The following is a 12966-nucleotide window of genomic DNA, read 5'->3' on the forward strand; positions in this document are numbered from 1 at the left end:
GGAAAAATGCGACACCGGCGCGCGCGTGCGCCGGTGGGCCCGCAAGGCCTCAGGCCACCAGTTTGACGAGGCCGTAACCGCCCAGGATCAGCCAGGCATACAGCACCAGCCCGAGCACCAGCACGCGCGCGCCGGCCTTGCGGATCTGCGCGAAGCGGGTTTCGATGCCGAGCGCGGTCATGGCCATCGTGAGCGCAAACACATCGAGGCGGCGGATCGCGTTGACCACGTCGGGCGGCAGCACCTGCAGCGAGTTGACGATGGCCAGCGCCAGGAAACCGATGGCGAACCACGGCACCGGCAGCTTGCCGGCGCCAGCCTGGGCGCCGCCCTCGCGGCGCGCGGCGGCGCGCAGCCACAGGCCCAGCACCAGCAGCACCGGCACCAGCAGCGCCACGCGGGTCATCTTGACGATGGTCGCGACCTCGGTGGTGGCGGGATCGATGTTGCTGGCCGCGCCCACCACCTGCGCCACTTCGTGGATGGTGCCGCCGATGTAGATGCCCAGCGCCTGGGTGTCGAACGTGAGCCAGCCCGCGTGATAGGCGATGGGGTAGAGGAACATCGACAGCGTGCCGAACAGCACCACGGTCGCCACGGCGACGGCGCTCTTGTGGGGCGCCGCGCGCAAGGTCGGTTCGAAGGCCAGCACGGCGGCCGCGCCGCAGATCGCGCTGCCCGCGGAGGTGAGCAGCGCGGTGTCGCGGTCGAGCCCGAGCAGGCGCTGGCCCACCACGGCGCCGAGCACCAGCGTTCCCACCACCACCGCGACCGACACGGCGAGGCCGGGCAGGCCCACGGCCGCGATCTGCTGGATGCTGATGTTCAGGCCGTAGAACGCGACCGCGATGCGCAGCAGGCGGCGGGCGGTGAAGTTGACGCCCGCGCTCCAGTCGGCCGGCATGGTGCCGCGCAGGAAGTTGCCATAAAGCATGCCGCAGACGATGCCGACCACGAGCGGCGAGAAGCCCATGCCGCGGATGAAGGGCAGGTCGGCCAGCTGCACCACGGCGCCGGCCATCAGGGCGACGAACAGCACCCCATTGAGTTTGTCGCGCCAGGGCGTGGCGGCGGGAAGCGGGGCGGCGGCGGAGGCGGTGCTCATGATTAAAAAAGATATTTAAATAACTGGAAGAAATATTAGGTCGCCCGGCGTTATTTGAAAAATCTTTTATTAAAATATTTAATATCGGGTTTTTGGATATCGAGCTCCTATGACGCCCGATCAGCTGCTCAGCTTTGCCGCCGTGGCCGACGCGGGCAACATCAGCCGCGCCGCGGCCGCCCTGCATCTGTCGCAACCCGCGCTGTCCGGCCAGCTGCGCGCCCTGCAGGACTGGTTTGGCGAGCCCCTGTACCGCCGCAGCGGCCACGGCGTCGTCCTCACGGAGGCCGGCGAGCGGCTGGCCGTGCAGGCGCGCGCGCTGCGCCAGGTCTACGGCCAGGCCCGCGCGGTGCGCGACGCCTGGCGCGGCCTCGAAACGGGCTCCCTGCGCCTGGGCGCGAGCACCACGCCCGCGAGCTATCTGCTGCCGGGCCTGGTGGCCGACTTTCGCGCCCGCCATCCGGCGGTGGGGCTGCACCTGTCCGATGGCAACACGCGCGAGATCGTCGAGCGGCTGTCAGTGCTGGACCTGGCCTTCATCGAGGGCGAGGTGCCCACCGGCCTGCCCGCCGACACCGAGGTGCACGCCTGGCGCCAGGATGAGGTCGTGGCCATCGTGCGCGCCGACCATGCGCTGGCGGGCAAAAGCGGCGCGACCCTGCGCGATCTTTCGCGCTCGCCACTGGTGATGCGCGAGCCCGGCTCGGGCGTGCGGCGGCTGGTCGAACGCGCCTACGCGCTGGCGGGCCTGGAGCCCGCGATCGGGCTGGAGCTGGCGGGCGTGGAGGGCGTGAAACAAGCCGTGCGCGCCGGGCTGGGCGTGGGCTTCGTGTCCATCATGTCGATGCAGCACGAAGACGGCAGCCTGGCCGTGCTGCGCCTGCTGCCCCGGCCCCTCACGCGCACGCTCAGCATCCTGGTGCCGCACGCCGGCGCGAGCGCGCGTGCCGCGCAGCGCTTCCTGGCCACCTGCCTGGCCTTGCCCGCGCCCGCCTGACGGCCCCGATCCTCTGCGCGCGCAACCGATACGCGCGCAATCAACGCCACTGGCGCGGCGCGCTGCCCAACTGGCGATGGAACATCGCGGTGAAGGCGCTCGGGCTCTGGTAGCCGAGGTCCAGCGCCACGGTGGTCACGGCGGCACCCTCGGCCAGGCGGCGCACCGCCTCCAGCAGGCGCGCCTGCTGCACCCAGCGCGGATAGGTGAGGCCGGTCTCGTCGAGAAAGCGCCGGTACAGCGTGCGCGTGCTCACCGCCAGGCGCGCGGCCGCCTCGCGTGGCGCCAGGGGCTGGCTCAGGTCCGCCAGCAGCGCCTCGCACAGGGATCGCAGCGCGGGGCTGGCCGGCAGCGGCAGATCGAAGGCGCGCGGCTCGAGCCGGCCCAGCTCGGCCAGCAGCAAGGTGCTGAGCGCGTCGTGATCGGCGGGGGCGGTGCGATGGCTTGCCGACACGCCCGCCTCCGTGATGCGCACCACCAGCTCGCGCATCAGCGGCGTCACTTCCAGCACCGCGCAATCCTCGGGCAGCGTCGTCACCAGCCCGGCGTCGATATAGAGGCTCCGCATGTCCACCGTGCTGGTCATGCGGATCGCATGCACGGTGCCGGCCGGGATCCAGAGCGCCCGCGTGGGCGGCACGATCCAGAGCCGGCGCGGCGTGGAGACCCGCATCACCCCTTGCGAGGCATAGAGCAGCTGTGCGCGCTCGTGCCAGTGCGGCTCGATGTCGTAGTCGGCGGCCAGCTGCCGGCGGCGCGTCGTGATGCCGGGCGCGTCGGGGTAGGACACGCTGATGATGGTGGCGCCGGAGTTGGCGCCGTGCGGTTTGTCCATATCGCGATAGTTTCAGTCGAAACCGAGAAAGACAGAATAACCGCTCCTGGGCACACTGGCGCCGTCCGGCCTGCACCCTGGCCGCCACCTTCGGATTCTCCTCATGTCCGCCATCGATTCCCCCGCCCGGCCGTTCGCCCGCCCGGTCACGCTGCTGCTCAACATCGCGCACGCGATCGACCATATGTTCCTGCTCATCTTCGCGGCCGCGGTCGGCACCATTGCCGCCGACTTCGGCTTCGCGCAATGGGAAGACCTGATGCCCTACGGCGTGGCCGCGTTCTTCCTGTTCGGCATCGGCTCCTGGCCCGCCGGCCGGCTCGGCGACCTGTGGGGGCGGCGCCGCATGATGCTGCTGTTCTTCTTCGGCATCGGCGGCGCGGCCCTGCTGTGTGCCTTCACGCAGAATGCCTGGCAACTGGCGGGGGCGCTGGCGCTGGTGGGCCTGTTCGCCGCGATCTACCACCCGGTCGGGATTCCGATGATCGTGCAGCACGCGCCCAACCCCGGTGCGGTGATCGGCGTGAACGGCCTGGCCGGCAACCTGGGCGTGGCAGTGGCCGCGCTGGTCACCGGCCTGCTGGTGCAGGCCTTCGGCTGGCGCGCGGCGTTCGCCGTGCCGGGCCTGTTCTCCATCGTGTGCGGCCTGGTGTTCATGCGGGTCTGCCCCGACGAGACCGAGCCGCCGTCCCGCCGCAAGAGCCGCGCGGCCGTCACGCTGCCGCCGCAGGCGCTGGCGCGCGCGTTCGCGGTCATGACGGCGGCGGCCGTGACCGGCAGCCTGCTCTTCAACTTCACCACCAACGGCAACGCGCAGCTGCTGGACGAGCGCCTGCGCGGCGTGGTCGAGGATCCGGTGTGGCTGGGGGCGCTGCTGGCCGGCATCTATGTGGCCGCCTCGCTGACCCAGATCGTGGTGGGCCGGCTGATCGACCGCGTCTCGCTCAAGCCGCTGTATCTGAGCATCGCGCTCGCGCAGATCCCGCTGCTGCTGTGGGCGGCCTGGGCGCAGGGCTGGGCGCTCTATCTGGCGCTGCTGGGCGCCATGGTGTTCATCTTCGGCGCGATCCCGTTCACCGACGCGATGATCGTGCGCTATGTCGACGACCGCAGCCGCTCGCGCGTGGCCGGCATGCGGCTGACCGTGTCGTTCGGCGTGAGCTCGCTGGCGGTGTGGCTGCTCGGACCGGTGGTCAAGCAGGCCGGCTTCAACACCTTGCTGCTCGTGATGGCGGTGATCGCGGCCTGCACGGCGGCGATGGTGACGCTGCTGCCCGACGAGCGCACGGCGGCGGCCGCACCCGCGCTCGAGCCCGACGCACGCTGAGCGCGCGCCAGGAAAAAAGCCCGGGCATCGCCCGGGCTGATTCGTTGCGGCGTGCGGATCAGGGCCGCGCCAGCCACTTGGTGGCCAGTTGCACCCAGTACGTGGCGCCCAGCGGCAGCAGCTCGTCGTTGAAGTCGTAGCTGCCGTTGTGCAGCATGCAGGGGCCGGCGCCGTGGCCGATGTCGCGATGGTCGCCCGTGCCGTTGCCGATCCAGACATACGCGCCCGGCTTCTCCAGCAGCATGAACGCGAAGTCTTCGGCGCCCATCGTGGGCTGCACGTTGTCGTTCACGTCGTCGGCGCCCACGATATCGCGCATCACATCGGCCGCGAAGGCGGCTTCGGCGGGATGGTTGATGGTGGGCGGATAGTTGCGCTGGAACACGAACTCGACCTTGCAATCGAGCGCGGCGCAGGTGTGCTCGGCGATTTCCTTCATGCGGCGCTCGATCAGATCGAGCGTCTCGATGGTGAAGGTGCGCACAGTGCCGCGCATCACGGCCTCGTTGGGCACGACGTTGTCGGCGCTGCCGGTGTGGATCTGCGTGATGCTGAGCACGGCGGCATCGAGCGGATTGCGGTTGCGCGTGATGATGGTCTGCAGGCTCTGCGCCAGCTGCACCGCCGTCATCACCGGGTCGACGCCGAGGTGCGGCATGCCGGCATGCGAGCCCTTGCCGCGAATCGTGATGCAGAACTCGTTCGACGAGGCCATGATCGGGCCGGACGTGAGGCCGAACTGGCCGACCTTCATGCCGGGCCAGTTGTGCATGCCGAACACGGCTTCCATCGGGAAGCGCTCGAACAGGCCGTCGTCGATCATGCGCTTGGCGCCGCCGCCGCCTTCTTCGGCCGGCTGGAAAATCACGTAGACGATGCCGGCGAAGTCGCGATGCTGCGACAGATAGCGCGCCGCGCCCAGCAGCATGGCGGTGTGGCCGTCATGGCCACAGGCGTGCATCTTGCCCTGGTGCTTGCTGGCGTGCTCGAAGGTGTTGACCTCCTGCATCGGCAGCGCGTCGAGATCGGCGCGCAGGCCGACCGCGCGGGTGCCTTGCTGCGTGCCGCGGATGATGCCGACCACGCCGGTGCCGCCGAGGCCGCGATCGATCTCGATGCCCCAATCCTGCAGCTGCTTTGCGACGAGATCGGCGGTGCGGAATTCTTCGAAGGCCAGCTCAGGATGCGCGTGGATGTCGCGGCGCAGTGCTGCGATTTCCTGGCGCCAGGTCACGATGGGTTCGAGGAGATTCATACGAGGTTTGAAGTGCGTTGGGAACGATAGTTAAAGGGTATCATCAAACAAAATACGAAATAAGGGAGACAAACACCATGCTTCGTCCCTGGCTCGCGAGTTATCCCGAGGGTGTGCCGGCCGAGATATCGACCGAAGGCTATACCTCCCTCACCGACCTGCTCGATCAGGCGGTCGAGCGCTACGCCGACCGCATCGCCTGCACCTCGCTGGGCGCCAACCTCACTTACGCCGATCTCGATGCCCATGGCCGCGCGTTTGCCGCCTGGCTGCAGGGCACCGGCCTGCCGCAGGGCGCGCGGGTCGCGCTGATGATGCCCAACGTGCCGGCCTATCTGGTGGCCCTGCTCGGCACGTTCCGCGCCGGCATGGTGGTGGTCAACGTCAACCCGCTCTACAAGAGCGAGGAGCTCGAGCGCCAGCTGCACGACAGCGGCGCCGAGGTCATCGTGATCCTGGAGAATTTCGCCAAGACGCTGCAGGATGTGCGCGACAAGGGCGACCTGCGCCACGTCGTGATCGTGGCGCCCGGCGATCTGCTCGGCGGACTCAAGGCGCCGCTGGTGAATTTCGTCGCGCGACACGTCAAGAAGCTGGTGCCGCCCTGGCACATCGACGGTGCGCTGCGGCTGCCCGAGGTGCTCAAGCGCGGCAGCGGCGCGCCCTTCGCGCCGCCGCGCCTCGGGATGAACGATCTCGCGGTGCTGCAATACACCGGCGGCACCACCGGCACGCCCAAGGGCGCGATGCTGTCGCACGGCAATCTGGTGGCCAACGTGCTGCAGACCGAGGCCGTGGCGCAGCCCGCCGTGCGCGGCCACTCGGGTCCGCTCACCATCATCAGCGCCTTGCCGCTCTATCACGTGTTCGCGCTCACCACCTGCGGCCTCTATGGCATGCACGCGGGCATGCGCAACCTGCTCATCATCAATCCGCGCGACCAGGCCGCGCTGATCGGCGCCTGGAAGAAAACGCCCGTGAACCTGTTCCCGGGCGTCAACACGCTGTTCAATGCGCTGGCCAACAATCCCGAATTCGCCAAGCTCGACTTCGAGCCGCTGCGGCTCACGCTGGGCGGCGGCATGGCGGTGCAGGAGGTGGTGGCGCAACGCTGGCTCAAGCTCACCGGCAAGCCGCTGATCGAGGGCTACGGCCTGTCCGAGACCTCGCCCGTGGCCACCGTGAATCCCACCAACGCCACCGAGTACTCCGGTTCGATCGGCCTGCCGCTGCCGTCCACCGACGTGGCGATCCTGGACGACGCCGGCCACGAGCTGCCGTATGGCGAACGCGGCGAGGTCTGCATCCGGGGGCCGCAGGTGATGCTGGGCTACTGGAACAAGCCTGACGAGACCCGCAACGTGATGACCCAGGACGGTTTTTTCCGTACCGGCGACATCGGCATCATGGACGAGCGCGGCTACGTGCGCATCGTCGACCGCAAGAAAGACATGATCGCGGTGTCGGGCTTCAAGGTCTATCCCAACGAGGTGGAGGCCGTGATCGCCGCCCATCCCAAGATCCTGGAGTGCGCCGTGGTGGGCGTCACCGATCCGCATTCGGGCGAGGCCGTGCGCGCTTACGTGGTGCCCAAGGATCCCAGCCTCACCGTCGCCGAGGTCGAGGCCTGGTGCCGCGAAAAACTCACCGGCTACAAGCGGCCGCGCCAGATCGAGCTGCGCCAGGAGCTGCCCAAGAGCAACGTCGGCAAGATCCTGCGGCGCGAGCTGCGCGACGAGGCGCAGGCCGAAGTGGACGGGCAGGGCGGCGGCGCCACCCAGGCCACCGGCACCTGATGCGCGGCCTCGCGCAAACGAAAAACCCCGCGCCGCGGGGTTTTTCATGGATGCGCGATGCGTATCAGGCGCGCGGCTTGAGGTGCGGCGCGATCATGCGGGCCAGGGCCTCGGCCACCTTGGGATTGCCCGACACCACCCGGCCGCCCTGCGGCCACGGCTCCTCGCCATGCATGTCGTGGCACACGCCGCCCGCTTCGCGCAGGATCAGCGTGCCGGCGGCGACGTCCCAGGGCGCCAGGCCCATCTCCCAATAGCCGTCGTAGCGGCCGGCGGCCGTCCAGGCCAGGTCGAGCGCCGCGGCGCCCATGCGGCGCACGCCGCGCGCGGTGCAGATCGCGTCGCGCAGCATCGGCATGTATTGGTCGGCGAACGAAAAATCGCGGAACGGGAAGCCCGTGGCCAAGACCGACTCTTCGAGCGTGGCCGTGCGCGAGCAGGCGATGCGGCGGCCGTTGAGCCACGCGCCCACGCCGTGCACGCCGGTGAAGAGCTCTTCGCGGTTGGGGTCGTAGACCACGCCGATCACCGGCGTGTCGATCTCGATCGGCGCGCCCGGGCCGATCTGCGTGCCGGCATGCGCGACCAGCGCGATCGAGACCGCGTAGTGCGGGATGCCATGCAGGAAGTTGGTGGTGCCATCGAGCGGATCGATGTACCAGGTGGCCACGCCTTGCTCCCGGCCGCCGGTTTCCTCGGCCACGATGCCGTAGGCCGGTGTGCGCTCGCGCAGCACCTCCAGCACGGCGGCCTCGGCTTCGCGATCGGCCTGCGAGACCAGATCGTTGTGCGCCTTGTGGTCGATGACCAGATCGGCGCGCCGGTGGGCATAGGATTGCAGGATCGCCGCGCCCGCATGCGCGGCCGAGACGGCGGTGTCGATGGCGGCGCCGAGATCCAGCGCGGCCTTGGAGGAGGGCGTGTTCATGCATCAAGTGTAAGCCTGCAAGTGAGACGTTTTGACGAAATGGTCCGGCGCGCGCTTGATGCGGGTCATATCGGCGCCGCCGCCGTGGCTTGCGGCCAACGGCCACGAGCCTGCGCGCGCGCCCGAGGCGGTAGACTTGCGGGCGCAACCGTCTCCGCCCCGATCCGCCATGTCTTCGTCTTTTCTTCCCCTCACGCCGGCCGCGATCGCGCTCGACGCGCAGGGCCGCCTGATGAGCCCGCAATACGACGACGTCTACAACGCGCCGTCGGATGCCTACGGCCAGACGCAGACCGTGTTTCTGCAGGGCAATGAACTGCCGCAGCGCTGGCGCGGCCGCGCCGCCTTCACGGTGTGCGAGACCGGCTTCGGCCTGGGCACCAACTTTCTCGCGCTGTGGCAGGCGTGGCGCGCCGATCCCGCGCGCAGCGCGCGGCTGCACATGGTGTCGATCGAGGGGCATCCCTTCGATCGCGAGACCCTGCTCGCGCTGCGCGACACGCACGTGCCGGAGCCGCTGCGCACGCTGGCCGACGCGCTGTATGCGCAGTGGCCCGCGCGCCTGCCGGGCCTGCACCGACTCGAGTTCGAGGGCGGCGCGGTCACGCTGACGCTGGCCTTCGGCACGGCCGCGCGCATCGCGCCTCAATTGCGGGCGCGTGTCGATGCGTATTTCTTCGATGGCTTCGTGCCGCGCCACAATCCGGAGATGTGGGAGCCCGCGCTGCTGCGCCGGCTGGCGCGGCTGGCCGCGCCCGACGCCACCTTCGCCACCTGGTGCGTGGCCGGCCCGGTGCGCGCCGCCCTGCGCGAGGCCGGCTTCGAGGTCGAGCGGCGCGAGGGCGCCGCCGGCAAATGGAACATCGCGGTGGGCCGCCGTGCCCCCTGGACCGCCCAGCACAGACCCGTCGCGCCGCCGCCTGCCGCGCCCCACGCCACGCTGCTGGTGGTGGGCGCGGGCCTGGCCGGCGCGGGCGTGGCGCACGCGCTGGCGCGGCGCGGTCGCGCGGTCACCGTGCTGGCACCCGCGGCGCCGGCCCATCACGATCATCTGGCCGCCGCCCTCACGCCCGTGATCGCGCGCGACGACAATCCGCGCGCCCGGCTGGCACGCGCCGGCAGTCTGGCGGCGCGGCGCTGCTGGGCGCATCTGCCCGACAGCATCGTGCGCCGCTGCGGCACGCTGCAACTCGAACGCGACGACGCGCAGCCCCTGCTGGCGCAGGCGCTGCAAAGCCTGCAGTTTCCCGAATCCTGGGCGCGCGCGGTCACGGCCGCGGAGGCCGGGGCGCTCGCGGGCCTGCCGCTGGCGCGCGGCGGCGTGTGGTTCGCCGACGGCATGCTGGTGCGGCCGCAGGCGTTGATCGATGCCTTGCTCGATCACCCCTTGATCACGCGGCGCGAGGGCGAGGTCGCCCGCGTGGACGGGCGCGGCGCCGGCTGGGCCGCCGAAGACGCGGCCGGCGCCACGCTGGCGCACGCCGATCACGTGATCCTGGCCAATGCCGGCGCGGCCCATGGCGTGCTGGCGCGCAGCGGCCTGCTCGCGCCCTTGCCGCGCCTGGCGCAGATGCATGCGCTGGCCGGCGAGGTCACGCAGCTCCCTGCCGACGCGCTGGCGGGCGGACCGCGCTGCGTGGTGGCGGGGGAAGGCTATCTGCTGCCGCAGGTCGAGGGCTGGTGCGTGGCCGGTGGCACCTATGTGCATGGAGCGACGAGCTCGCAGGTGTCGGCCGCCGGGCAGCTCACCAATATCGGCAAGGCCGGCGGCCTGTTGGCCGCGCCGCCCGACCTGGCCGGCATGGCCGGCGCGTTGCCGGGCTGGGCGGGCTGGCGCGCGGTGCTGCCGGGCCGGCTGCCCGCCGTGGGGCCGCTGGCCCATGCCGAAGGGATGTGGCTGGCGACCGGCTACGCGTCGCGCGGCCTGAGCTGGTCGGCGTTGATGGGGGAGGTGATTGCGGCTGCCTTGGAAGGCGAGCCGGCCCCGCTCGAGGCCGATTTGCTCGCCGGCATCGCCCCGCGCTGAGGGCGCTTGGGCTTCGACCCCGGTGGTGGACCCGGCCGACGCTTTATTGAGCGCCTCCGACGCAATACAGGTGCGATGTTGCCGATTTGCTGCCAGAATGAGCGAAATTCGGACTCTTTACTCTGTCTAGGCGGCCCCGCTGCGCGGTCCGCCGACCCTGCCCGGACGGCATGTTTCGTGCCGTCCCGGGGAGGGCTGACGGCACGAAATGAGGGACCGAGTTTATTTCAAGGGCCAAATCCGTCAAAATAACGACTTTTATTGGTTTTTTTGGCTAAAGCCGGGGGATGCTCTGTGCCGCCGAAGTACGACTTTGATCATACTAACCAGCTCGAATCCGTCGAGCTGCTGACATCCCGTCCCAGCCGCAATGATTTCGATGCGGGCGATGGCCTGCGGCTGGTCGTCGAAGCGCACGCACCCGGCGTATTTCGCCTGCGGTGTGCGTTTGCCTCGCATTTCAACGAAGACAAACCCAGTTCGCGCGTCCGCGCGATCACCGAGATGCTGCTGGCGCGCGAAGAAGCCGTCGGCGAAGCCACGCTCGCGCCGCGCGATGACGGCAACGGCTGGCGCATCACGCAGGGCGACGTGTCGCTCGAGATCCTGAACGATCCCGTGCGCGTGGTGCTCTGGCGCGGCGAGACCCAGGTGCTCACCTCCGAGGTGTCGGCGCAGACGCCCGCCTTCGGGCACAACGCGCTCGACGAAGACGCGCACGCCGTCTGGAATGCCGCATTCACGCTCGGCAGCGGCGAGCGGGTGTATGGCCTGGGCGAAACCCCGGGCGATCTCAACCGCCGCGACGAATCCGTGGTCTCGGATGATCCCGAGCATCGCGCGTTGCCGCTCGCCTGGAGCCCGACGGGCTGGGGCGTGTACGCCAACACCCTGCGCCGCGTCGAACACGCGGTGGGTGTGGCGCCCGCCGACACCGCCTACACGCTCACGATCGACGATCCGGTGCTCGACCTGTTCCTGTTCGCAGGCGAGCCGGGCGAGATCCTGAACCAGTACAGCGCCCTGACCGGCCGCGCCGGCCAGCCCGTGCTGTGGGCCCTGGGCGCCTGGCTGGCCCAGGCCAAGGGCGAGATGCCCACGCAGACCGTGGCGCTGGTCGAGCAGTTCCGCTCGCACCAGATCCCGCTCGACGTGGTGTCGCTGGCCACGCCGGCCGCCTGGCACTTCGCCGCCGACAAGTCGGTGTTCGAGTGGGACGCGCAGCGTTTCCCCGATGCGCGCCAGGTGCTGGCCCTGTTCCACAAGCACAACGTGCACGTGTCGGGCACGGGCTTTCCGGGCGTGCTCAAGCAGAGCCCGCTGTTCGAGGAGCTCGAAGACCGCGGCTGGCTGCTCACCAAGGACGACGGCAGCGCCCAGGTGTTCGACGGCAATGCCGCCACCGACGGGCAGCCCTATGGCCTGCTCGACCTGACGTACCGCGACGCCTACGCGCTGTGGGTCGAACGCCATCGCCAGCTGGTCGATGACGGCCTCGACGCGCCGGCCTGCGACGCCCAGATCGCCATCCCCGATGGCGTGTCGGCGCGCAACGGCGAGTCCGGTCCGGCGCTGCGCACCATGTATCCGCTGCTGGCCCGTCGCGCGCTGTTCGATGCGGTGGCCGGACACAAGGTCCCGCCCGAAGGCGTGGTGCCCAGCACCGACCTGTTCCCGGCCGGCCAGCGCCTGCCGTGGCAGGCAGGCCCCAAGGTCAGCAACGATTGGGACGGCCTGCAGCACACGCTGCGCACCGCGCTCTCGATCGGCGCGAGCGGCCTGCCTGTGCAGGTGCACGCGATCGGCTCGGCCGAGTCCGGCCTCGAAGGCATGAGCGCCGAGCTCTACCTGCGCTGGCTGCAGGCCTCGGTGTTTTCGGCCAATTTCAGCTTCCAGGGCGTCGAGGGCCTGTTGCCCTGGGCCTTTGGCGAAGAGACGCTGGCGCACGCCCGCACGTGGCTGCAATGGCGCTACCGCCTGATTCCGTATGTGCTGGGCGCGATCGAAGACGCCGGCCGCACCGGCCTGCCGGTGCAGCGCTCGATGGCGATGTCGTTCCCCAACGATCCCGATGCCCACGACTGGGACCTGCAATACCTGCTGGGCCCGGCCCTGCTGGTGGCGCCGGTGACCGCGCCGGGCAAGGCGGTGCGGGTGTACCTGCCGCGCGGCGAGGCCTGGTGGGACCTGAACACCGGCCATCGCTACGAAGGCGGCACCACCTGGACCATCGAGTGCGGCCCGGAGCAGTTCCCGGTGTTCGGCCGCGAGGGCCACATGCTCTGTCTCGGACCCGCCGCGCAGCACACCGGCGAGTTCAATTCGGCGCGCATTCTCGACGAAGTCTGGATGTTCGGCATGCCGGTCCACAACCCGGTGGTCATGCGGAATAAAATCCGCGTGATGCAGATGCAGGGCTCCAGCTACATCAAGGGCCTGGAAGGCCTGCGCATTCTTCCCTCCGAAGGCCTGGAGGTGAAGCGCCGCGGCGCCGAAGTCCGCATCTCGCGGGCCCGCTGACGCCACGCCGCCCGGCGCGCAAGCGCCTGGCAGACCGGGCCGGCCCCCCACGGGCCGGCCCGATTCTCTCCTGCTGACCCGTTCGCGCGAGCCCGCCGGCCCGCGTGCCGGGTCGCAGCCGTTTTATATAACTCCTAGTTATTAAAAGAGGATAAATCAGTCGTTCTCTTTAGAAAG

The 12966-nt window shown here is 69.8% G+C and carries 9 protein-coding genes; 5 read left to right on the forward strand and 4 right to left on the reverse strand.

Annotated features, from left to right (window positions below; all coding sequences use genetic code 11):
* Positions 1 to 49: 49 nt before the first annotated feature.
* The gene (locus CEG14_RS04050; RefSeq protein WP_094825044.1) at positions 50 to 1105 is read right to left on the reverse strand and encodes a YeiH family protein; all 1056 of its coding nucleotides are present in this window, start codon (positions 1103 to 1105) and stop codon (positions 50 to 52) included.
* Between the two features lie 109 nt (positions 1106 to 1214).
* Between CEG14_RS04050 and CEG14_RS04055 the strand changes: the two genes are divergently transcribed.
* A complete protein-coding gene (locus CEG14_RS04055) occupies positions 1215 to 2102 on the forward strand; it encodes a LysR family transcriptional regulator (RefSeq protein ID WP_094825045.1) in 888 nt (295 codons plus the stop codon).
* Between the two features lie 40 nt (positions 2103 to 2142).
* On the opposite strand, the gene CEG14_RS04060 is transcribed toward CEG14_RS04055, so the two are convergent.
* Positions 2143 to 2937, reverse strand: coding sequence for an AraC family transcriptional regulator (locus tag CEG14_RS04060; RefSeq protein ID WP_256985572.1), 795 nt, complete (start codon positions 2935 to 2937; stop codon positions 2143 to 2145).
* 103 nt (positions 2938 to 3040) lie between these two features.
* Here CEG14_RS04060 and CEG14_RS04065 point away from each other — a divergent pair, with 103 nt between their 5' ends.
* On the forward strand, positions 3041 to 4264 hold the full coding sequence (locus CEG14_RS04065; protein WP_256985573.1) for an MFS transporter: 1224 nt from the start codon (positions 3041 to 3043) through the stop codon (positions 4262 to 4264).
* A gap of 58 nt (positions 4265 to 4322) precedes the next feature.
* Here CEG14_RS04065 and CEG14_RS04070 read toward each other — a convergent pair whose 3' ends face one another.
* A complete protein-coding gene (locus CEG14_RS04070; protein WP_094825046.1) occupies positions 4323 to 5519 on the reverse strand; it encodes a M20 aminoacylase family protein in 1197 nt (398 codons plus the stop codon).
* A gap of 77 nt (positions 5520 to 5596) precedes the next feature.
* On the opposite strand from CEG14_RS04070, the gene CEG14_RS04075 reads away from it, so the two are divergent.
* The gene (locus tag CEG14_RS04075; RefSeq protein WP_094825047.1) at positions 5597 to 7315 is read left to right on the forward strand and encodes an AMP-binding protein; all 1719 of its coding nucleotides are present in this window, start codon (positions 5597 to 5599) and stop codon (positions 7313 to 7315) included.
* A 64-nt stretch (positions 7316 to 7379) separates the two neighbouring features.
* Here the strand turns inward: CEG14_RS04075 and CEG14_RS04080 are convergent, their stop codons facing one another.
* Positions 7380 to 8243: an inositol monophosphatase family protein gene (locus CEG14_RS04080; protein ID WP_094825048.1), complete on the reverse strand. Its 864-nt coding sequence runs from the start codon at positions 8241 to 8243 to the stop codon at positions 7380 to 7382.
* 169 nt (positions 8244 to 8412) lie between these two features.
* On the opposite strand from CEG14_RS04080, the gene mnmC reads away from it, so the two are divergent.
* Together mnmC and CEG14_RS04090 are read left to right on the forward strand one after the other, a co-directional pair.
* Positions 8413 to 10269, forward strand: a complete 1857-nt coding sequence (gene mnmC, locus CEG14_RS04085; protein WP_094825049.1) for an FAD-dependent 5-carboxymethylaminomethyl-2-thiouridine(34) oxidoreductase MnmC — start codon at positions 8413 to 8415, stop codon at positions 10267 to 10269.
* A gap of 294 nt (positions 10270 to 10563) precedes the next feature.
* A complete protein-coding gene (locus tag CEG14_RS04090) occupies positions 10564 to 12789 on the forward strand; it encodes a glycoside hydrolase family 31 protein (protein ID WP_094825050.1) in 2226 nt (741 codons plus the stop codon).
* Positions 12790 to 12966: the final 177 nt, after the last annotated feature.

It is taken from the genome of Bordetella genomosp. 1 (genome assembly GCF_002261335.1).
GTDB lineage: Bacteria > Pseudomonadota > Gammaproteobacteria > Burkholderiales > Burkholderiaceae_B > Bordetella.